This is a genomic window from Kitasatospora sp. NPDC056273, assembly GCF_042268845.1.
Taxonomy (GTDB): domain Bacteria; phylum Actinomycetota; class Actinomycetes; order Streptomycetales; family Streptomycetaceae; genus Kitasatospora.
Genome location: NZ_JBHJSJ010000023.1, coordinates 1 through 20254 on the forward strand (window position 1 = coordinate 1; position 20254 = coordinate 20254).

Annotated in this window: 16 protein-coding genes; 12 read left to right on the forward strand and 4 right to left on the reverse strand. The window is 75.5% G+C overall.

Annotation, left to right across the window (positions count from 1 at the left end):
* Positions 1–94: 94 nt before the first annotated feature.
* On the reverse strand, positions 95–1465 hold the full coding sequence (locus tag ACFCY1_RS21250) for a DUF1015 family protein (RefSeq protein ID WP_082345921.1): 1371 nt from the start codon (positions 1463–1465) through the stop codon (positions 95–97).
* Between the two features lie 92 nt (positions 1466–1557).
* Here ACFCY1_RS21250 and ACFCY1_RS21255 point away from each other — a divergent pair, with 92 nt between their 5' ends.
* Complete coding sequence (locus tag ACFCY1_RS21255; protein ID WP_375875570.1) at positions 1558–2271, forward strand: tetratricopeptide repeat protein; 714 nt, start codon at positions 1558–1560, stop codon at positions 2269–2271.
* Between the two features lie 143 nt (positions 2272–2414).
* Positions 2415–3452 carry an HAD-IIA family hydrolase gene (locus ACFCY1_RS21260; RefSeq protein ID WP_049654729.1) on the forward strand — a complete coding sequence of 346 codons (1038 nt, stop codon included), beginning with the start codon at positions 2415–2417 and terminating at the stop codon, positions 3450–3452.
* Positions 3453–3488: 36 nt separating this feature from the next.
* Here ACFCY1_RS21260 and ACFCY1_RS21265 read toward each other — a convergent pair whose 3' ends face one another.
* Positions 3489–3836 carry an SCP2 sterol-binding domain-containing protein gene (locus ACFCY1_RS21265; RefSeq protein ID WP_049654726.1) on the reverse strand — a complete coding sequence of 116 codons (348 nt, stop codon included), beginning with the start codon at positions 3834–3836 and terminating at the stop codon, positions 3489–3491.
* A 179-nt stretch (positions 3837–4015) separates the two neighbouring features.
* Between ACFCY1_RS21265 and ACFCY1_RS21270 the strand changes: the two genes are divergently transcribed.
* From ACFCY1_RS21270 to ACFCY1_RS21285, 4 genes are all read left to right on the forward strand, one after another.
* Positions 4016–4912 (forward strand): hypothetical protein, encoded by an 897-nt coding sequence (locus tag ACFCY1_RS21270; protein WP_375875571.1) that lies wholly within the window; start codon positions 4016–4018, stop codon positions 4910–4912.
* Positions 4896–5138, forward strand: a complete 243-nt coding sequence (locus tag ACFCY1_RS21275) for a hypothetical protein (RefSeq protein WP_074004682.1) — start codon at positions 4896–4898, stop codon at positions 5136–5138. Before ACFCY1_RS21270 ends, ACFCY1_RS21275 begins: the two co-directional genes overlap by 17 nt.
* A 36-nt stretch (positions 5139–5174) precedes the next feature.
* Positions 5175–5981, forward strand: a complete 807-nt coding sequence (locus ACFCY1_RS21280; protein WP_074004683.1) for a TlyA family RNA methyltransferase — start codon at positions 5175–5177, stop codon at positions 5979–5981.
* A 93-nt stretch (positions 5982–6074) separates the two neighbouring features.
* Complete coding sequence (locus tag ACFCY1_RS21285; protein WP_049654720.1) at positions 6075–6980, forward strand: NAD kinase; 906 nt, start codon at positions 6075–6077, stop codon at positions 6978–6980.
* A 134-nt stretch (positions 6981–7114) separates the two neighbouring features.
* Here ACFCY1_RS21285 and ACFCY1_RS21290 read toward each other — a convergent pair whose 3' ends face one another.
* The gene (locus tag ACFCY1_RS21290; protein ID WP_375875572.1) at positions 7115–8614 is read right to left on the reverse strand and encodes a PLP-dependent aminotransferase family protein; all 1500 of its coding nucleotides are present in this window, start codon (positions 8612–8614) and stop codon (positions 7115–7117) included.
* A gap of 131 nt (positions 8615–8745) precedes the next feature.
* Here ACFCY1_RS21290 and ACFCY1_RS21295 point away from each other — a divergent pair, with 131 nt between their 5' ends.
* The 3 genes from ACFCY1_RS21295 (at position 8746) to ACFCY1_RS21305 (ending at position 12610) form a co-directional block, all read left to right on the forward strand.
* A complete protein-coding gene (locus ACFCY1_RS21295) occupies positions 8746–9444 on the forward strand; it encodes a hypothetical protein (RefSeq protein WP_074004685.1) in 699 nt (232 codons plus the stop codon).
* An 88-nt stretch (positions 9445–9532) separates the two neighbouring features.
* Positions 9533–11266, forward strand: a complete 1734-nt coding sequence (recN, locus tag ACFCY1_RS21300; RefSeq protein WP_198959457.1) for a DNA repair protein RecN — start codon at positions 9533–9535, stop codon at positions 11264–11266.
* Positions 11267–11431: 165 nt separating this feature from the next.
* Positions 11432–12610, forward strand: coding sequence for a glycosyltransferase family 4 protein (locus ACFCY1_RS21305; RefSeq protein ID WP_375875573.1), 1179 nt, complete (start codon positions 11432–11434; stop codon positions 12608–12610).
* Between the two features lie 8 nt (positions 12611–12618).
* Here ACFCY1_RS21305 and ACFCY1_RS21310 read toward each other — a convergent pair whose 3' ends face one another.
* Positions 12619–14616 carry a glycoside hydrolase family 15 protein gene (locus ACFCY1_RS21310; RefSeq protein ID WP_375875574.1) on the reverse strand — a complete coding sequence of 666 codons (1998 nt, stop codon included), beginning with the start codon at positions 14614–14616 and terminating at the stop codon, positions 12619–12621.
* Between the two features lie 716 nt (positions 14617–15332).
* On the opposite strand from ACFCY1_RS21310, the gene ACFCY1_RS21315 reads away from it, so the two are divergent.
* The 3 genes from ACFCY1_RS21315 to ACFCY1_RS21325 all read left to right on the forward strand — a co-directional run bounded on the left by ACFCY1_RS21315 (position 15333) and on the right by ACFCY1_RS21325 (position 20159).
* The gene (locus ACFCY1_RS21315; RefSeq protein ID WP_375875575.1) at positions 15333–17012 is read left to right on the forward strand and encodes a CTP synthase; all 1680 of its coding nucleotides are present in this window, start codon (positions 15333–15335) and stop codon (positions 17010–17012) included.
* A gap of 95 nt (positions 17013–17107) precedes the next feature.
* On the forward strand, positions 17108–17755 hold the full coding sequence (locus ACFCY1_RS21320; protein WP_117490101.1) for an NUDIX hydrolase: 648 nt from the start codon (positions 17108–17110) through the stop codon (positions 17753–17755).
* Between the two features lie 217 nt (positions 17756–17972).
* Complete coding sequence (locus tag ACFCY1_RS21325) at positions 17973–20159, forward strand: tetratricopeptide repeat protein (protein ID WP_375875576.1); 2187 nt, start codon at positions 17973–17975, stop codon at positions 20157–20159.
* The last annotated feature ends 95 nt before the right edge of the window (positions 20160–20254 follow it).

Sequence of the window (20254 nt, forward strand, 5' to 3'; positions counted from 1 at the left end):
GCCCTGCCGTTCCCCGGGAAACTCCGGGAACGGCAGGGCCTCACGGCGTTCCGGCCCGTGTCCGGGCCGGCCGAGGTGTCAGCCCCGCGCGGTGTCAGCCCAGCGCGAGGTTGCGCAGCACCAGCCCGGTGGCCGGCTTCGGCCCGAAGGAGGTGGACTTGCGCGGCATGGTGACGCCCTGCTCGGCCAGCCGTCGCACCACGGACTCCCGGACCGGGTGCAGCAGGACGGCGGTGCCGCCGGTGCGCGCGGCCTCCTGTTCGGCGGCCACGGCGGTGTGCAGGTAGCCGATGTCGTCCGGGCCGTCGGGGACGTGCCAGGTGCGGTCCAGCAGGGTGGCGTGCAGGACGGTGGCGTCCAGGTGGCGCCACTCCTCGGGCCGGCCGTGCGGCACGGTGGCGTCGAGCAGGGACTCCTCGGGCTCGCCGAGCAGCCAGTAGACGCCGTCGCCGCCGGTCAGGACGAAGCCGTTGCCGCCGTGCCGCTTCTGCTCGGCGAGGGCCTGGAGCGCGGCGGACAGCGGCCCGGGGACCTCCTTGACCTTCCACTGGTCGCCGAGCCGCTCCAGCGCCTCGGCCACCGGCAGCCGGTACAGCACGCGGTGGATGGCACGGACCCGCAGCGGGTAGCGGGCGGTGTCCACCAGGAGCACCATGCCGCGGTCCCAGGGGCTGCGCGGCAGGTGGCGGTGCTCGCGCTGGAGGCGGAGGTACATCTCCCAGCGGTGGTGGCCGTCGGCGATCAGCGCCCGGCAGGTGGCCAGGTCGCGGCTGATCTCGGCGATCTCGGCCGGGGCGGTGACCGCCCACAGGCGGTGGTGGGTGCCGTCGCTGGTGGCGGTGGAGAGCAGCGGCTCGCGTTCGACCGTCCGCTCGATCACGCCGGAGGCGCCGCCGCCGCCCCGGTAGGTGAGCAGCAGCGGTTCCAGGTTGGCCCGGGTGGTGCGCATCAGGCCGACCCGGTCGGCGACCGGCCGGGGCATCACGTCCTCGTGCGGGAGCACCACGCCGCCCTCCCGACCGCTCACCGCGAGGGCGCCGATCAGGCCGCGCTGGAGCAGCTCGGGGGAGTCGGCGGTGGCCGGGAGCCGCTGCTCGTAGACGTAGATCGCGGGCTCGGGGTCGGCGGCCAGGACGCCCTCGCGCTGCCAGGCGGCCAGCAGCCGGGCGGCGTGCCGGTAGCGGGTGTCGCGGTCGGGGCGGTCGCCGGCGTCCTCGGGCTCGGGCCTGGGCAGGATCAGCCGGACCACGTTGTGCGGGTCGGCGGTCTCCAGGTCGAGCCGGCGGCCCGGGTCCACGACGTCGTACGGCGGGGACGTCACGGCGGCCAGGGTGCCGACCCGGTCGGGGACGTAGCGCAGGCCGCGGAAGGGGGACAGGGACAGGCCGGCGGTGGCGACGTGCCCGGGATCGCCGGGGCCGCCCTCGGGAGTCTCGACTCCGTCTTCTGCACTGGGTGTGCTCATTCTGGGCATCGTAACCGGGTACGCGTTGTTGAGAGATCGGAATACCCGTGCCGATCTGTGGGGCGGGTGTGCGACCGAGGGCGAGGTACGGCATGGACGACGGGCAGGAACGGGTGGACGGCGGCGGCCCGGCCGAGTCGGGCGGGCCGGTCGGTGCCACCCGCGGGGACGCTCCGGCCGACGGCGTGCCGGGCCGCGTGCCGGGCGACGGTTCGACGGCCGGTGCGGTGCCGGTCGGTTCGGAGGCGGGTCCGGAGAACGGTGTGGAGTCCGGCGCGGTGCCGGTCGGCGGGGTGCCGCGGCAGAGCCGCTCCGGGGAGCCCACCGGGGACGTCTACGACTGGTTCCGCCGGGGCGCCCAGCTGCTGGCGCAGGGGCACCCGGCGGCCGCCGAGCAGCTGCTCGCCCGGGCGGTGGCGGCCGAGCCGCACTCGCGCAGCATCCGGGAGGCGCTGGCGCGGGCCCAGTTCGACGCGGGCTCGTACGCGGCGGCGCTGGCGAACTTCCGTGCCGTGGCGCTCGCCGATCCGGCGGACGACTACGCTCAGTTCGGATGGGGCGTCTCGGCGGCCCGGCTGGGCGACTTCGAGACCTCCGCCGAGCACCTGGCGCTGGCCGTGGCGATGCGGCCGGAGTCCGACCACTACCGGCAGGCGTTGCGGCAGACCAGGGCGACCCTGGCGGCCCGCGCCGGGGCGTACGGCCCGCTGCTGCCGGGAGCCCCCGGGTACGTGGAGCCCCCGGCGGGCGCCGAGGGCCCGGCCGGCGGAACGGCGGGCACCGCCGGTGCCGACGGCGGCGCCTGACCGGTGGGCGCCGCGACCCGGCCGGACGCGGTACGAGGCGCCGGGCCGGAGGCCGTACCGGACGCCCTGACACCCTGACGCACGAGGACGTGCGACACGGACGACGCAGTGAACGACGACGCAGTGAATGAGGTAGCGCAGCCATGACCGAGACGGCCACCCCCGTGCGACGGACCGCCCCCGGAGGCAGCGAGCGGCCACTGACCGACGCGTACGACACCGCGCTGCTCGACCTGGACGGCGTGGTCTACGCCGGCGCGCACGCGATCGAGCACGCGGTGGACGCCCTGGACGCGGCCCGGACGGCCGGGATGCGGCTCGCGTACGTGACCAACAACGCCTCCCGCCCGCCGCGGGTGGTCGCCGAGCACCTGACCGAGCTGGGCGTCCCGGCCGAGCCGGCCGACGTGATCAACTCGGCCCAGGCCGCCGCCCGGCTGGTCGCCGAGAAGGTGCCGGCCGGCTCGAAGGTGCTGGTCGTGGGCGGTCTCGGGCTGGAGGAGGCGCTGGCCGAGCTGGGGCTGGTCGCGGTCCGCTCGCTGGCCGACGGGCCGCTCGCGGTGGTCCAGGGCTTCGACCCCTCGGTGGGGTGGACGGACCTCGCGGAGGCCGCGTACGCGGTGCAGAGCGGCCTGCCCTGGGTGGCGTCCAACCTGGACCTGACGGTGCCGAGGGCCCGCGGCATCGCGCCCGGCAACGGCACCCTGGTGGCGGCCGTCAGGGCGGCGACCGGGGTGGAGCCGGAGGTGGCGGGCAAGCCGCTGCCGCCGATGCACCGGGAGACCGTGCTGCGCACCGGCGCGGAGCGGCCGCTGGTGGTCGGGGACCGGCTGGACACCGACATCGAGGGCGCGTTCAACGGCGGGGTGGACAGCCTGCTGGTGTTCACCGGCGTGACCACCCCGGAGCTGCTGCTGGCGGCCCCGGTCGAGCACCGGCCGACCTACCTGGCGGCGGACCTGCGCGGACTGCTCGTCCCGCACCCGGCGGTGACGCCGGTGGACGGCGGCTTCGGGTGCGGCGGCTGGGTCGCGGGCGTCGAGGCCGGGGTGCTGCGGCTGTCCGGGGCCGGGGACCGCTGGGACGGCCTGCGGGCGCTGTGCGCGGCCGCGTGGACGGTGCTGGACGCGGGCGGCGCGCCGGTGGACGGCCGGAAGGCGCTGGCCGACCTGGGGTTCTGAGGACGGTCCGGCGGTCGGCGGGTACGGCGGCCGGGGTCAGAGCAGGGTGCGCAGCCGCAGCAGGTCGCGGAAGCCCGCCTCCAGCCTGACCCGGCCGCTCGCCCACGCGGAGGCGAAGTTGAGCCGCCCGCCGACCAGCGCGACCAGGTCGTCGCTGCTCATGGTGAGCCGGATCTCCGCCTTCCCGGCCGGGGCGCCGGGGGCCACCACCACGTCCTGGATCCGGCCGTCGCGCAGCCGCCCGGTGAAGGTCAGGTCGAGGTCGGTGATCCGGCAGCTGAGCGAGCGGTCGAGGGCCGCGGCCTTGCGGACGTCGCCGGTGGACTTCGTCATGTTCCGGCTGAGCTGCTCCAGCGCCTCCCGGCACTCCTCGGCGTTCGCCACGGGCCGGCTCCCTCCCCCGGTCGCTACGGTGCTGACTGCGGGCCACGGTACCTCAGGCGGGTTTTGGCGGTAGCGTCGTCGGTGGGGTGCCCGGAACGGCGCCCGGGTACTGAGGGCGACGGAGCGACGCCCAGAGGCGATTGGGAGGCACCCGGATGCTGCCGAGGACGGTTCGGGGAGTGGTGGAGACCGCCGCCGGCGTGGTCGAGGAGGTCGGCAAGCTGGTCGTCGGGACGGCGAGCTCGATCCTGGAGAAGGCCGGGGTCGACGTCGCCGGGGTCGAGCGCAGGCTGGGCGGCCAGTTCCCGCCGTCGGTGGAGACCCTGCAGACCCTCGCCGGGGAGGCGGTCACCGCCGGGCGGGCCGGGGTGGACCTGGCCGTCGGCGTGGCGCGCAACGAGGCGGAGAAGGTCTTCGAGAAGGTCGGCGACCAGGTGACCAAGGTCGGCGTGGTGCTGGCGTACCTGGAGACCAAGCTGCGCGAGGTCGAGGAGGAGGCCCCGGCGGCCGCGTCCGGGCCGGGGGCGTACGGGGCCGAGGAGCCGGTGCCGGCGCCGCGGGCCGGCGACCTCTTCGGGCGCGGGTGGGAGGCCGAGGAGGAGCGGTCGGCCGCCCGGACGGTGGGTGAGCCGATAGTCGCCGAGCGGGTGGAGGTGGACGAGCCGGTCGAGGTCGACCCGCCGGTCCCGCCCGTTTCGTCCGTCCCGCGGGTGTCCGCGGTCGCCCCGGCCCCGCGGGAGGAGCCCGCGGCGGAGGAGAGCGCCGCCGGGAAGAGCTCCGCCGGGAAGGCCGCCGCCGAGAAGAGCACGGCGAAGAAGGCCACCCCGGCGAAGAAGACGCCGGCGAAGAAGACATCGGCCAAGACGACGCAGGCCGGGAAGGCCGCCGCGAAGCGGACGACGACCGTCAAGAAGTCCGCCACCCCCCGGCAGGCCGAGGCCGGAACCGAGCCCGGGACGCCCGCGAAGCGTGCGGCGACCAGGAAGACCACCGTCCGCAAGGCCACCAGCACGAAGAAGCCCGGCGACCCGAAGAAGTCCGACGACGCGAAGAAGCCCGATGCCCGAGACGAGTGAACCGCCCCGGTCCGTCCGGCACGCCGGGCCGCCGGCACCGCTCGACGCGGTGCTCCCCGCCGAGCCGCTCGGCGTCGAGCTGCTCCCCACCGGCCACCCCGGGGTGGACGCCGGACTGGCCCGGCTGGAGGCCCTGGACGGGGTCCCCGCCGAGGCACACGTCGCGGTGTACGAAGATGTTCACCAGCGGCTCGTCGACACACTGGCCGCGCTCGACCAGGAATGACCCGCAGGATCCGTAGGAGCTGAAACACCAGTGGCAGTGGCACGACGTCGACTCGACGCGGAATTGGTCCGCCGCAAGCTGGCCCGATCGCGTGAGCACGCGTCCGAGCTGATCGCCGCCGGCCGGGTGACGGTCGGCGGCGCCACCGCGACCAAGCCGGCCACCCAGGTGGAGACCTCGGCGGCGGTCGTGGTGGCGAAGGACGAGAACGACCCCGACTACGTCTCGCGCGGCGGCCACAAGCTCGCCGGCGCGTTCGCGGCCTTCGTGCCGCAGGGCCTGGTCGTCGAGGGCCGCCGGGCGCTGGACGCGGGCGCGTCCACCGGCGGGTTCACCGATGTGCTGCTGCGGGCCGGCGCCGCGCACGTGCTGGCGGTGGACGTCGGCTACGGGCAGCTCGCCTGGTCGCTGCAGAGCGACGAGCGGGTCACCGTGATGGACCGCACCAATGTGCGCGAGCTGACGCCGGAGCTGATCGGCGGCACCCGGGTCGACCTGGTGGTGGGCGACCTGTCGTTCATCTCGCTCGGCCTGGTGCTCCCGGCCCTCGCCTCCTGCGCGGCCGAGGACGCGGACCTGGTGCTGATGGTCAAGCCCCAGTTCGAGATCGGCAAGGAGCGGCTGGGCAGCGGCGGGGTGGTGCGCAGCCCGCAGCTGCGCGCCGAGATGGTGCGCCAGGTCGCGGGGCAGGCGTGGGAGCTCGGGCTGGGCGTGCGCGCGGTCACCGCGAGCCCCCTGCCGGGGCCGTCCGGCAACGTCGAGTACTTCCTCTGGCTGCGCCGTGACGCTCCGCGGCTGGACCCCGCGGACGCGGACCGGGCCGTGGCGGAGGGGCCCCGGTAGGGTGCCTTGCGAGCGTCCGGCCCGTCATGTCGTATGGCGCGGCCGCCCCGGGACCAAGGGCGACCCGGCAGGCGTTAGGGAGAGGGCAGCGGCATGAGCGATGAAGAACGTACGGTCTTCCTGATCGCGCACACCGGCCGGGAGACGGCGCTGCGCAGCGTCGAGGCCCTGGTGCACGGGCTGCTGAAGGTGGGGCTCCGGATCAGACTGCTGGAAGCCGAGGCGGTGGACCTGGACCTGCCGGAGGGCGTCGAGAAGGTCACCGAGGGCCCCGGGGCGGCGGACGGCTGCGAGCTGATCCTGGTGGCCGGCGGGGACGGGACGCTGCTGCGCGGGGCGGAGCTGGCGCGCTCCCACGGGCTGCCGATGCTCGGGATCAACCTGGGCCGGGTGGGCTTCCTCGCCGAGGCCGAGCGGGACGACCTGGCCGTGGTCGTCGAGCGGGTGGTCGACGCCGACTACGAGGTCGAGGAGCGGATGACGATCGACGTCATCGTCCGCACCAACGGCGACGTGGTGCACGAGGACTGGGCGCTGAACGAGGCCTCGATCGAGAAGGCGTCCCGGGAACGGATGCTGGAGGTGGTGACCGAGGTGGACGGCCGCCCGGTCTCCAACTTCGGCTGCGACGGCGTGGTGTGCGCGACGCCGACCGGGTCCACCGCGTACGCGTTCTCCGGCGGCGGGCCGGTGGTGTGGCCGGAGGTGGAGGCGCTGCTGATGGTGCCGATCTCCGCGCACGCGCTGTTCGCCCGCCCGCTGGTGACCTCGCCGGAGTCGGTGCTGGCGGTCGAGGTGCAGCCCAAGACCCCGCACGGGGTGCTCTGGTGCGACGGGCGGCGTTCGGTCGAACTGCCCGCCGGGGCGCGGGTGGAGGTCCGCCGGGGCCGGACGCCGGTGCGGCTGGCCAGACTGCACCGGGCGCCGTTCACCGACCGGCTGGTGGCCAAGTTCGCGCTGCCGGTGACGGGTTGGCGCGGCCGGGCCGACCACCAGTAGCCGCAGTCGGCTGCGGCACGGCCGACCGCGGCCCGTACAGACACGGTTCGTCCGACTGCGGCACGGCCGGCCGCGGCCCGCGCGAACGCGCCAAAGTTCCCGCGCGCCAAGGGACTTGCCCCGCCGGGCGGCCGTCAGACCGCCAGCGGCTGGGACTCGTCCGCCGGTTCGAGGCGTCCGCCGGCCGCCGCCTGGGCGGCCAGGTCGGCGAGGCGCTCGACGGCGGCGGGGACGGTCGCGGCGGGCACGGTGACCGGGAGGCGGATGTGGTGCTCGAAGGCGCCGTCCGAACCGAAGCGGTTGCCGGAGGCGATCCGCACCCCGCTGCGCTCCCCGGCCCGGGCCAGCGCCGCGCCGGACAGGCCGTCGGTGGAGACCCACAGTGAGAGCCCGCCCGACGGCATGGTGAAGCTCCACCCGGGCAGCCGTTCGGGCAGGGCGGCGGCGAAGGCCCGCGCGGTGGCCCGCAGCCGGGTCAGCTGGTGCTCCCGCACGTCGGGCAGCGGATCGCCCAGCAGCTCGGCGGCGATCAGCTGGTCCAGCACCGGGGTGCCGACGTCGCTGTAGACCCGTTCGGTGGCCAGCCGGCGTACCAGCGCGGGCGCGGCCCGGACCCAGCCGATCCGCAGGCCGCCCCAGAGCAGCTTGCCCGCCGAGCCGACGGTGACCACCTGGGCGGCGCGGTCCAGGGCCGCCGTCGGGCGCGGCAGCGGCGTGGACGGCGGTACGCCCCAGCCGAGTTCGGCGGTGGTCTCGTCGGCCAGCACGATGCTCCCGGCGGCCCTGGCGGCGGCCAGCAGTTCGCGGCGCTGCTCCTCGTCGATCAGCGCGCCGGTCGGGTTGTGGAAGTCCGGGATCACGTACGCGACCCGGGGGCCGGCCCCGCGCAGCACCCGCCGCCACTCGTCGAGGTCCCAGGTGGGCCGCGGCGTCCAGGTGTACGGCACCGGGACCAGGCGGGCGCCGGCCAGCCGCAGCGCCTGCAGGGTGTGGGCGTAGCTGGGCGCCTCGACGGCGACCCGGTCGCCGCGGCCGACCAGCGCCCGCTGGAGCAGGTGCAGGCCGCCCATCGCGCCGGTGGTGATCAGGATCTGGTCGGGGGTGGTGGGCAGTCCGCGCTCGGTGAAGCGGCGGGCGACGGCCTCGCGCAGCACCGGGACGCCGGTGGGGTAGTGGCCGTGCCCGGCGGCGTAGTACGGCAGCTGTTCGACGGCCCGGGCGGCGGCCTGGCCGACCCAGGGCTGGGGGGCGGGCGGGGCGGCGACGCCGAGGTCGAGGATGCGGCCCTGCTCGTCCGGCGGGACGGGGTGCAGGGCCTCGCCGGGCGGCGGGGCGCCCTCGGGCAGGGCGGTCCAGCTGCCCGCGCCGCGCCGGCTGCGCAGGTAGCCGTCGCCGCGCAGGGTCTCGTACGCGGTGGCGACGGTGGTGCGGCTCATCGCCAGTGCGGTGGCCAGCTCGCGTTCGGCGGGCAGCCGGGCGCCGACCGGCAGCCGGCCCTCGGTGACCAGCAGCCGGATCTGTCCGGCCAGGGTGCGGTAGGCGGGGCGGCGGGCGGCGGCCGGCTCGGGGAGCCGGGCGGTGGTGAGCAGCCGCGCGAGTGCGGGCGGGGTGACGGTGGTGTGCCAGTCGACCATGGCTGAAAAGTCCACTTGCTCGGGATTGGCCCTGGAGCGGGCAGCTTTGGACTGGCCATCATGGCAGGGCGGCCATGCCGGCCGCCACCACCGGGCGCCCCGGTGGTGCAGCACCACCGCAGGAGCAGGCCTTGGCCACCACGACCACACCAGGATCAGCCACCCCCACCAGACCCGGACCGGCCGCCGGGCGGACGCTCGCCGTCCGGGTGTTCGGCGACACCCACGCCCTCGGCCGCCGGATACCGCAGCTGTTCGTCGGCCTCGCCCTGTACGGCGTGAGCATGGCGCTGATGCTCCGCGCCGGCCTCGGCCTCGACCCCTGGGACGTCCTGCACCAGGGCCTGCAGCGCACCATCGGCCTCTCGGTCGGCACCTGGGTGACGATCTGCGGCGCCCTCGTCCTGCTGCTGTGGATCCCGCTGCGCCAGCGCCCGGGCCTGGGCACCGTCGCCAACGTGCTGGTGATCGGCGCGGCCATGGACCTCACCCTGCGGGTCGTCGACGGCCCCGGCGCCCTGCCCGCCAGGATCGCGCTGACGGCCGCGGCGATCGCCCTCAACGGCCTGGCCAGCGGCCTCTACATCGGCGCCCGGCTCGGCCCCGGCCCGCGCGACGGCCTGATGACCGGCCTGCACCGGCGCACCGGCCGTTCGCTGCGGCTGATCCGCACCGGCATCGAGGTGACGGTCCTCACCGCCGGGCTGCTGCTCGGCGGCACCGCCGGGGCCGGCACCGTCGCGTACGCGCTGGCCATCGGCCCGCTGGTGCAGCTCCTGCTGCCCTGGTGCACCGTCCCGGTGCCCGCCGAGGACGCCCGGAAGGGATGAACTTCCGGGCACGGAGTTGCCGCGCGCCGTTGTCGCTCGTCGCGCGCCGGGGGCGGAACCTCGTAAGGTCGTCTCCGTGTTGGACGAGATGCGGATACGGGATCTTGGGGTCATCGACGACGCGGTGGTCGAACTCGCCCCCGGCTTCACCGCCGTGACCGGTGAGACCGGCGCCGGGAAGACCATGGTCGTGACCAGCCTCGGCCTGCTGCTGGGGGGACGTGCCGACCCGGGCCTGGTGCGCAACGGCACCGGACGCGCCGTCGTGGAGGGCCGCCTGGAGCTGCCCCCCGGCTCCCCGGCGGCGGTCCGCGCGCTCGAGGCCGGGGCCGAACTGGACGACGGCGCGCTGCTGATCAGCCGGACCGTCTCCGCCGAGGGCCGCTCCCGGGCGCACGTCGGCGGCCGGTCCGTCCCGGTCGGGCTGCTCGCCGAACTCGGCGAGGACCTGATCGCCGTGCACGGCCAGACCGACCAGCAGCGCCTGCTGCGCCCGGCCCGCCAGCGCGGCGCGCTGGACCGGTACGCGGGCGCCTCGGTGGCCGGGCCGCTGGCCCGCTACCGGGAGACCTACCGCGTCCTGCGGGAGGTCTCCGCGACCCTGGAGGAGCTGACCACCCGGGCCCGCGAGCGCGCCCAGGAGGCCGACCTGCTGCGCTTCGGCCTGGACGAGATCGCCGCCGCCGAGCCGGTGGCCGGCGAGGACGCCGAGCTGGCCGCCGAGGCCGAGCGGCTCGGCCACGCCGACGCGCTGTCCTCCGCCGCGACCCTCGCCCACGCGGCGCTGGCCGGCGACCCGGTCGACCCGGAGGCGCTGGACGCGGGCACCCTGCTCGCCCAGTCCCGCCGGGCCCTGGACGCGGTGCGCCACCACGACGAGCGGCTGGCCGCCCTGGCCGACCGCCTCAACGAGGTCGGCTACCTGCTCGCCGACGTGGCCGGCGACCTGGCCGGCTACGCGGACGACCTGGACGCCGACCCGGTGCGCCTGGCCGCCGTCGAGGACCGCCGGGCCGTCCTGGCCCAGCTGCTGCGCAAGTACGGCGGTGAGGAGAACTCGCTCGCCGAGGTGATCGCCTGGGCCGAGGCCAGTGCGGTGCGGCTCGCCGAGCTCGACGGCGACGACGACCGGATCGACGAGCTCGGCGCCCGGGAGAGCGAGCTGCGGGCCGAGCTGGCCGAGCTGGCCGCCGAGGTGTCGCAGGCCCGGTACGCCGCGGCCGGGCGGTTCGCCGACGCGGTCTCCGCCGAACTCGCCGAACTGGCCATGCCGCACGCCCGGGTGACCTTCGCGATCGGCCAGGTCGACGACCTGGCCGGGATCGAGGTCGGCGGGCGCACCGTCGCGTACGGGCCGCACGGCGTGGACGAGGTCGAGGTGCTGCTCGCCCCGCACCCCGGCGCCCAGCCGCGCCCGATCGCCAAGGGCGCCTCCGGCGGTGAGCTGTCGCGTGTGATGCTCGCCGTCGAGGTGGTCTTCGCGGGCGCCGACCCCGTCCCCACCTACCTGTTCGACGAGGTGGACGCGGGCGTCGGCGGCAAGGCCGCGGTCGAGATCGGCCGCCGGCTGGCCAAGCTCGCCGAGTCCGCCCAGGTCGTGGTCGTCACCCACCTCCCGCAGGTCGCCGCGTTCGCCGACCGGCACCTGGTGGTGGAGAAGACCAACGACGGCACCGTGACCCGCAGCGGTGTCAAGGTGCTGAACGACGAGGAGCGGGTGCGCGAACTCTCCCGGATGCTGGCCGGCCTGGAGGACTCGGAACTGGGCCGCGCCCACGCCGAGGAACTGCTGGCCGCGGCCCGGGCCCCGCGCCGCCGCTAGCCGGGGCCGGCGGCCCCCCGGACGTCGGCGACGCGCCCCCGTGGCGCCGACTGTCCAAGAGGGCCGCCGACCTGGCATCGTGGCGGCTGGACACTGGCTTCCCAGCCCCGAGCGCCGCCGGGCGGGCAATCCTCGCGAAGCGGCGCGCGAACCTGATCGAGTCGGATGCGAGACGACGTGGACCATTCCGCCGCCCGGGCCACCGCGGCCGTCCCCGAACCGGGGCAGCTGCACGTGGTACTCGTCCTGGCCGCCAGCACCGGCGGCATCGGTGCGCACGTGCGCTCCCTGGCCCAGGGCCTGGTCGCACACGGAGTGAACGTCACGGTCTGCGCGCCGGCCGGCACGGACGCGCTGTTCGGCTTCTCCCGTACGGGCGCCAGGTTCCACACCGTCGACATCACCCCCACCGCGGGAGCCCGCAGCGACGCCACCGCGATCGGCGAGCTGCGCCGGGCCTTCACCGGCGCCGACGTGGTGCACGCCCACGGGCTGCGCGCCGGGCTGCTGTCCGACCTGGCGCTGCGCACCGCGGGCCGCTTCCCGGGCCTGCGCCCCGAGACCCCGCTGGTGGTCACCTCGCACCACGCGCTGCTGGCCACCGGCATGGAGCGCCGGCTGCAGCGGCTGATGGAGCGCCGGGTGGCGCGCGCCGCCGACCTGGTCCTCGGCGCCTCCTCCGACCTGGTCGCCCGGGCCCGCGAACTGGGAGCCACCGACGCCCGGCTGGGCCCGGTCGCGGCGCCGCCGATGCCCGAGGGCCTGCTCGGCCGCGCCGAGGCGCGCGCCGCGCTGCTCGGCGACGGCCCGGACCGTCCGCTGGTGCTGGCGGTCGGCCGGCTCGTCCCGCAGAAGGCCTTCGGGCTGCTGCTGGACGCCACCCGAGAGCTGTCCGCGCTGGACCCGGAGCCGCTCGTGCTGCTCGCCGGGGACGGCCCGGAGGCGGGCGCGCTGCGCGAGCGGGCGGCCGCGGAGAAGCTGCCGGTTCGGCTGCTCGGCTACCGGACGGACGTGCCCGACCTGCTGGCCGCCGCCGACGTGGTGGTGGTCTCCAGCCGTTGGGAGGCCCGCTCGCTGGTGGTGCAGGAGGCGATGCGGGCCGGCGTGCCGGTGGTCGCCACCGCCGTCGGCGGCATCCCCGAACTGGTCGGGGACGCCGCCGAGCTGGTGCCCCCCGGCGACCCGGCGGCGCTCGGCCGCGCGGTGCGCGCCCTGCTGGTCGACCCGGCCCGCCGCGAGCGGCAGGTGGCGGCCGGCCGGCAGCAGGCCGACACCTGGCCGGACGAGGCCGCCACCGTCGCCCAGGTGCTCAGCACCTACGACGAGCTGGTGCAGCGGGGCTAGGTCCGCCCCTAGACCGTGGCCCGCTCGGCCCGGTCGGTGGCCGGCCCGTCCGGCTGGGCGGACAGGTACGCCGCGCCGCAGGCGGTCAGCCGCAGGGCGGTGTCGATCAGCGGGACGTGGCTGAAGGCCTGGGGGAAGTTGCCGACCTGGCGCTTGAGGCGCGGGTCCCACTCCTCGGCGAGCAGGCCGACGTCGTTGCGCAGCGCGAGCAGCCGGTCGAACAGCTCGCGGGCCTCCTGGACCCGGCCGATCATGGCGAGGTCGTCGGCCAGCCAGAACGAGCAGGCCAGGAAGGCGCCCTCGTGGCCGGAGAGGCCGTCCACGTTGTTGCCGGACTCGTCGTGGGTCGGGTAGCGCAGCACGAAGCCGTCCTCGGTGGACAGTTCGCGCTGGATCGCCTCGATGGTGCCGATGACGCGCTTGTCGTCGGCGGGCAGGAAGCCGACCTGGGGGATCAGCAGCAGCGAGGCGTCCAGTTCCTTGCCGCCGTAGTACTGGGTGAAGGTGTTGCGCTCCGGGTCGTAGCCCTTCTCGCAGACGTCGGCGTGGATGGTGTCGCGCAGCGCGCGCCAGCGCTCCAGGTGGCCGCCGGTGGGCTCGTCCTCGGGGGTCTGCTCCAGGAGCTTGATGGTGCGGTCGACGGCGACCCAGGCCATGACCTTGGAGTGGACGAAGTGGCGGCGGGGGCCGCGGACCTCCCAGATGCCCTCGTCGGGGTTCTGCCAGTGGTCCTCGAGGTAGTCGATCAGGCGCAGTTGGAGCTGGTGGGCGTGGTCGTTGCGGACGAGGCCGGTCATGTGGGCGAGGTGGAGGGCTTCGACGACCTCGCCGTAGACGTCGAGTTGGAGTTGTCCGGCGGCGCCGTTGCCGATGCGGACGGGCTGGGAGCCCTCGTAGCCGGGCAGCCAGTCGAGGGAGGACTCGGTGAGCTCGCGTTCGCCGGCGATGCCGTACATGATCTGGAGGTTCTCGGGGTCGCCGGCGACGGCGCGCAGCAGCCATTCGCGCCAGGCCTTGGCCTCGTCGCGGTAGCCGGTGCGCAGCAGGGAGGAGAGGGTGATGGCGGCGTCGCGCAGCCAGGTGTAGCGGTAGTCCCAGTTGCGTTCGCCGCCGATGTCCTCGGGCAGGGAGGTGGTGGGGGCGGCGACGATGCCGCCGGTGGGGGCGTAGGTGAGGCCCTTGAGGGTGATCAGGGAGCGGATCACGGCTTCGCGGTAGGGGCCCTGGTAGGTGCACTGGTCGGCCCAGTCGTGCCAGAAGTCGGCGGTGGCGTCGAGCATGCCCTCGGCGTCCGGGGGCTTGGGCGCGTCGAGGTGGGAGGCCTGCCAGGTGAGGGCGAAGGCGATCCGTTCCCCGGCGGTGACGGTGAAGTCGGCGTAGGTGGTGAGGTCGCGGCCGTAGGTCTCGGCCCTGCCGTCCAGCCAGACCGAGTCGGGGCCGGCCACGGCGACGGTGCGGTGGCCGCCGTCGGCCTGCTCGACGCGGTGCACCCAGGGCACCACTCGGCCGTAGGAGAAGCGCATCCGCAGTGCGGAGCGCATCCGCACGGTGCCGGAGACGCCCTCGACGATCCGGATCACCTGGGGGACGGCGTCCTTGCCGGCCAGCGGGCGCGGCGGCATGAAGTCGATCACCCGGACGGTGCCGCCCTGGGTGTCCCACTCCTGCTCCAGGATCAGCGAGTCGCCCCGGTAGCGGCGGCGGTCGGCGGGCACGGCCGGGGCGGCGGCGGTGGGCGGGGGCACCCGCAGGTCGGCGGTCTCGGCGATGCGGACCCGTGCGGGCGAGGGGGCCGGGGCCGTCGCGGGGAGGGGGACCGAGGTGACGACGGCCTCGGCCGGGCCGATCCGCCAGAAGCCGTGTTCATCGGTGCCGAGCAGGCCGGCGAACACGGCCGGCGAGTCGAAGCGGGGAAGGCAGAGCCAGTCCACCGCCCCGTCCCTGCTGACCAGGGCAGCGGTCTGCATGTCCCCGATGAGTGCGTAGTCCTCGATACGGCCGGCCACGTGGATCTCCAGTTCGCAATGTGGTCAGGGCATCGGCGAGCGGAGGGAGCGAGCGGTCTGCGGGGCCGGAGGTCCACCCCGGGACGTCCGGCCTGCCGGGGGTGGTGGCGGGCCTTGCTGGAGTGTCCGCGGGGCTCGGTCGAGCCCCTGGAGTGGGTGGGGATGAGCGGGAATACGGGGAGGTCCGGTCGCGCATCGGGGACCGGGAGTGTCCTGACCCTCCCACGCCCTCCGCGTGCTCGTGCTGTCGGCGATGCGTCCGAGCAGCTTACGACGGACGAAAGGGGCGAAGCACGCGGACGCAGCCCGTGGTGGCGCCGCAATTCGGCGGAAATGCCGTGCATCGCGAGGGCGCGGCGCAGGATGGTCCGGAAGGATCACCTCCGCCTGGCCCGGCAGGGGGAGCCGGGATGGTCCGGACGGACACCGCGCTCTGGCCCGGTCCGGCGGGTTGTGCGACCGGTGTGAAACCTGTGGCGTGTGATGCGCCGGTCGTGCGCCCCGCGCGCGCTCCCGGCGCGGTGCGCGTGCCTCGATCGGCGTCCGGGTCGCGTCACTGATACCCTGGTATCCCGTGGACCGGCGGGATCAAACGCCCCGGACCAGCCGAACCGACGACCCAGTGAGCGCCGCGCACCGAGCCGGCCTCCCGTCACGGCGAACCCCGAGCCTCCCGCCCACGTCTGCTTCGACACGCGACCCACGGGAGCCCCCTCTTGGCACAGCCCCATTCCGGCAAGGCAGCGAACGGCCGCGCCGTGACGACCAAGCACCTCTTCGTCACCGGGGGTGTCGCCTCTTCGCTCGGAAAGGGGCTGACCGCCTCCAGCCTCGGCGCGCTGCTCAAGGCCCGCGGCCTGCGCGTGACGATGCAGAAGCTCGACCCCTACCTCAACGTGGACCCGGGCACCATGAACCCGTTCCAGCACGGTGAGGTGTTCGTCACCGACGACGGCGCCGAGACCGACCTGGACATCGGTCACTACGAGCGGTTCCTGGACACCAACCTGCACGGCTCGGCGAACGTCACCACCGGCCAGGTGTACTCGACCGTCATCGCCAAGGAGCGCCGCGGCGAGTACCTGGGCGACACCGTCCAGGTCATCCCGCACATCACCAACGAGATCAAGTCCCGGATCCGCCGGATGGCGACCGAGGACGTCGATGTCGTGATCACCGAGGTCGGCGGCACCGTCGGCGACATCGAGTCGCTGCCGTTCCTGGAGGCCGTCCGCCAGGTCCGCCACGAGGTCGGCCGGGACAACGTGTTCTTCGTGCACGTCTCCCTGCTGCCGTACATCGGCCCCTCGGGCGAGCTGAAGACCAAGCCCACCCAGCACTCCGTCGCCGCGCTGCGCAACATCGGCATCCAGCCCGACGCGATCGTGCTGCGCGCCGACCGCGAGGTCCCGCAGGCGATCAAGCGCAAGATCTCGCTGATGTGCGACGTGGACGAGGAGGCCGTGGTCGCGGCCATCGACGCCAAGTCGATCTACGACATCCCCAAGGTGCTGCACGGCGAGGGCCTGGACGCGTACGTGGTGCGCCGCCTGGACCTGCCGTTCCGCGACGTCGACTGGACCACCTGGGACGACCTGCTGCGCCGCGTCCACGAGCCGCAGCACATCGTCAAGGTCGCCCTGGTCGGCAAGTACATCGACCTGCCGGACGCGTACCTGTCGGTGACCGAGGCGCTGCGCGCCGGCGGCTTCGCCAACAACGCCCGGGTCGAGATCAAGTGGGTCACCTCGGACGACTGCGAGACCCCCGAGGGCGCCCGGGCGCAGCTCGGCGACGTCGACGCGATCTGCATCCCCGGCGGCTTCGGCGACCGCGGCGTCAACGGCAAGGTCGGCGCGATCACCTTCGCCCGTGAGAACAAGGTGCCGCTGCTGGGCCTGTGCCTGGGCCTGCAGTGCGTGGTCATCGAGGCGGCCCGCAACCTGGCCGGCCTGCCCGAGGCCAACTCCACCGAGTTCGACGCCGCCGCCAAGCACCCGGTCGTCTCCACGATGGCCGAGCAGCTGGCCATCGTCGACGGCAAGGGCGACCTGGGCGGCACCATGCGCCTGGGCCTGTACCCGGCCAAGCTCGCCGAGGGCTCGATCGTCCGTGAGGTCTACGGCGGCGAGCAGTACGTCGAGGAGCGCCACCGCCACCGCTACGAGGTCAACAACGCCTACCGCGCGGACCTGGAGAAGACCGGCCTGGAGTTCTCCGGCCTCTCTCCCAAGGGCGACCTGGTCGAGTACGTCGAGTACCCGCGCGAGGTGCACCCCTACCTGGTGGCCACCCAGGCCCACCCGGAGCTGAAGTCCCGCCCGACCCGCCCGCACCCGCTGTTCGCGGGCCTGGTCAAGGCGGCCATCGAGATCAAGACCGCGGTCTCCGAGTAGTCCTCCCCGGTCGTTCACCGAACGGCGGCTCCGCGATTCCCGCGGGGCCGCCGTTCGGCGTTAGATTGTGTCGTACTGACGAAAAGGGGAGAGCGATGGACGAGCAGAGCCGCCAGGGGATCGCCGACGTGGCCGAGGAGTGGGAGGTCCGGGCCGGCGGGACGCCCTTCCAGGGCAAGGTCACCGGGGTCCGCAGCGAGGAGGTCCGGATGCCCGACGGCAGCTGGGCCCGCCGCGACTACCAGACCCACCCCGGCTCGGTCTCGGTGCTCGCCCTGGACGACGAGCAGCGGGTGCTGGTGCTGCGCCAGTACCGCCACCCGGTGCGCCAGCGGCTGTGGGAGCTGCCCGCCGGCCTGCTCGACGTGCCCGGCGAGAACCCGTGGCACGCCGCGCAGCGCGAGCTGTACGAGGAGGCGTACTGCAAGGCCGGCACCTGGCGGATCCTCGCCGACTACTACACCTCCCCGGGCGGCACCGACGAGGCGCTGCGGATGTTCCTCGCCACCGACCTGGCGCCGGCCGAGGGCGAGCGCTACGCGGCCCAGGGCGAGGAGCAGGAGATCGAGGTCGCCTGGGTGCCGGTACCGGAGCTGATCCGGCTGATCCAGGCCGGGAAGCTGCACAACCCGACCCTGGTCACCGGCACCCTCGCCGTGCACGCCGCGCTCACCGGCCCGGACGGGCTGGACGCGCTGCGCCCGGCGGACTCGCCCTGGCCGGCCCGCCCCTTCGAGGCCTGAGTCGGCCGCTCGGGGGACGGCCGGCCGCCGGTCGTTGAGTCGTTGGGGTGATTTGCGGATTCGTACGACCGGATGTCACCTCGGCTGAGCCGGACGGTCGAACTACGCTTCGCAGACAGGGCGCCCGTCCCGGGCCGCCTCCGCTGAACTCCGGAGGCCGGGCACCGGAAGCCGGGTGTCGGATGCCGAGCGCGGGATGACGTCGGGAGTGGCACGGGTGGCGAGGAAGACGGCGACGATGGACCCCGGCCCCGGCGCGCCCGCCGGGGCCGTCCCGGGCCTGGAGCGGCTGCCGGCCGCACCCACGCTGTTCGTCGGGCGGCGCGCCGAACTGGCCGCGCTGCGGGCGGCCGCCGCCCGCCCGGCGAGCGGGCGCTGCCCGGTGCTGGTGCTGGCCGGGCGCCCCGGCTCCGGACGGACCGTACTGGCCGCCCGCTTCGCCCGTACCGTCGCCGCCGACTACCCGGACGGCGTGCTGTTCGTCCGGCTGTCCGCCCCGGACGGCGGCCGGGTGCCGCCCGCCCGGGCCGCCCGGCTGCTGCTGGAGCAGCTCGACCCGCAGACCGCCGTGCCGCTGCCCGGGACGGGCGAGGACGGGCGGGACGAGCCGGGCTGCGTGGCGCTGCGCGAGGCGCTCGCCGGGCTGCGGGTGCTGCTCGTCCTGGACGACGTCCGGGACGCCGGGCAGGTGTGGCCGCTGCTCGCCGACGAACCGGGCTGCCTGGTGCTCGCCACCACGGCCGGGCCGCTCACCGGGATCGAGGACATCGACCCGGTGATCCTCGGCGGGCTGGACCGGCAGGCCTCCGGCGAGCTGCTGGCCGACCTGGTCGGCGGCACCCGGATCTCCTGCGACCCGGTCGGCGGGGCGGACCTCGCCGAGGCCTGCGCCTCCCGGCCGGCCGCGCTGCGGCTGATGGCGGGGTGGCTGCGCGGGAACCCGAAGATCGCGGTCACGGAGGCGGCGCGCGAGCTCAACCGGGTGGTGGGGGAGGAGACGGCGGTCACGGGGGCCGTCGCGGAGCCGGCCGCGGGAGGCGAGGCCGCCGCGGTTGCTTCGGCGAAGGAGAAGGAGAAGGAGAAGGGGAGGGCGCCGAAGAAGAAGGAGGGGGAGCGGGCGGCCAAGGCCTCCGGTGCCCCTTCGGCCGGGCCGGGCGGAGCAGCCGGGCCGGGCGGGGCCGCTCGGGGCCCCTCGGGGAAGGCGGCCCCGGGGAAGCCGGCGGAGGGCCGGGCCGGTGAGCCCGCCGCGGCCGCCGCCGCGGTGACCGAGTCGGCCGGTGACCCGGCGGCCTGGGTGAAGCCCGGCCCGGAGCTGGCCGAGCCGGTGCCCGTCCCCGACAACGATCCGCTGCTCGGCGCGTTCAGCCTGCTGTACCGCGGGCTGCCGGCCGCCCAGGCGCGGATGCTGCGCACCCTCACCCTGGCCCCGGCGCAGACCGCCGACCCGCGCACCGCCTCCGCCCTGGTCGGCTGCCCGGTGCCGGACGCGGCCGCGACGCTGGCCGCGCTGGCCGAGCGGGAGCTGCTCGGCGAGGAGGCGCCGACCGCCGACGGCACCCCGCGCTACCGGGTGCCCGGGCGGCTCTACCCCCGACTGGTCCGGCTGCGCGAGCAGGAGGACCGGCCCACCGAGACCGAGCTGGCCCGGGCCCGGTTGCTGGAGCGGCTGGTCCGGCTCACCGAGTCGGCCCGCGCGCTGCTCGACCCGGCGGCCGGCCCGGGCTCCGGTCAGGACCCGCTGCCCGCCCCGCTGCGGCTGCGCTCGGCCGCGCACGCCCGCGAGTGGCTGCTCGGCGAGCGGGAGCTGCTGCTCGGCGCGGTGGCCGACGCGATCGGCCAGGGCGACCTGGACGGATCGGCCGGGCGGCTGGTCACCGCGCTGCTGCGGGCCCTGCCGCTGACCGGAGCCGCCGCCCCCACCGACCTCTACCGGCTGCACGAGCTGGTGCTGACCGTCGCCGAGCGCAACGGCCGGCCCCGCCGGGCCTCGGCCGCGCTGCTCAACCTGGGCGACCTCCAGGCCTCGGCGGGCCGCTGGGAGCAGGCCGCCGCCCACTACCGGGCCGCCCTGGAGCACGCCCGGAGGGCCGACGACGAACCGCTCTGCGCCCGGGCCCTGGAGAGCGCCGCCAACTGCCACCGGGCGCTCGGCGACGCGGTGCGGGCCGCCGACTGGTACGGCCGGGCGCTCGGCCTGCGGCAGGCGCTCGGGGACCACGCGGCCGAGGCCCGGCTGCTCGCCCGGGTGGCCGAGGCGCACACCGCGCAGCGCCGCTTCGACGAGGCCGACCGAGAGTACCGGGCCGCGCTCGCGGTGCTGCGCCGGCTGGGCGACGAGCGGGGCCTGGAGGCCGTCGGGGGAGCCCTCGCGGACCTGCGGGAACGCGTCGACGCCGGGTGGTGATGGGCCTTTCGGAGGTATTGTCGGAAGTGCCCGGTTACGACGTCTTTGGTGGGTAAGTCGCAGGGGAAGCCTACGAATCTGCCAATGTGTTCGGA

Excerpts from the sequence above, each read along its gene's own strand:
- ACFCY1_RS21250 (WP_082345921.1), bottom strand. The coding sequence starts at position 1,465 with ATGAGCACACCCAGTGCAGAAGACGGAGTCGAGACTCCCGAGGGCGGC.
- ACFCY1_RS21255 (WP_375875570.1), top strand. The coding sequence starts at position 1,558 with ATGGACGACGGGCAGGAACGGGTGGACGGCGGCGGCCCGGCCGAGTCG.
- ACFCY1_RS21260 (WP_049654729.1), top strand. The coding sequence starts at position 2,415 with ATGACCGAGACGGCCACCCCCGTGCGACGGACCGCCCCCGGAGGCAGC.
- ACFCY1_RS21275 (WP_074004682.1), top strand. The coding sequence starts at position 4,896 with ATGCCCGAGACGAGTGAACCGCCCCGGTCCGTCCGGCACGCCGGGCCG.
- ACFCY1_RS21285 (WP_049654720.1), top strand. The coding sequence starts at position 6,075 with ATGAGCGATGAAGAACGTACGGTCTTCCTGATCGCGCACACCGGCCGG.
- ACFCY1_RS21290 (WP_375875572.1), bottom strand. The coding sequence starts at position 8,614 with ATGGTCGACTGGCACACCACCGTCACCCCGCCCGCACTCGCGCGGCTG.
- recN (WP_198959457.1), top strand. The coding sequence starts at position 9,533 with ATGCGGATACGGGATCTTGGGGTCATCGACGACGCGGTGGTCGAACTC.
- ACFCY1_RS21305 (WP_375875573.1), top strand. The coding sequence starts at position 11,432 with ATGCGAGACGACGTGGACCATTCCGCCGCCCGGGCCACCGCGGCCGTC.
- ACFCY1_RS21320 (WP_117490101.1), top strand. The coding sequence starts at position 17,108 with ATGGACGAGCAGAGCCGCCAGGGGATCGCCGACGTGGCCGAGGAGTGG.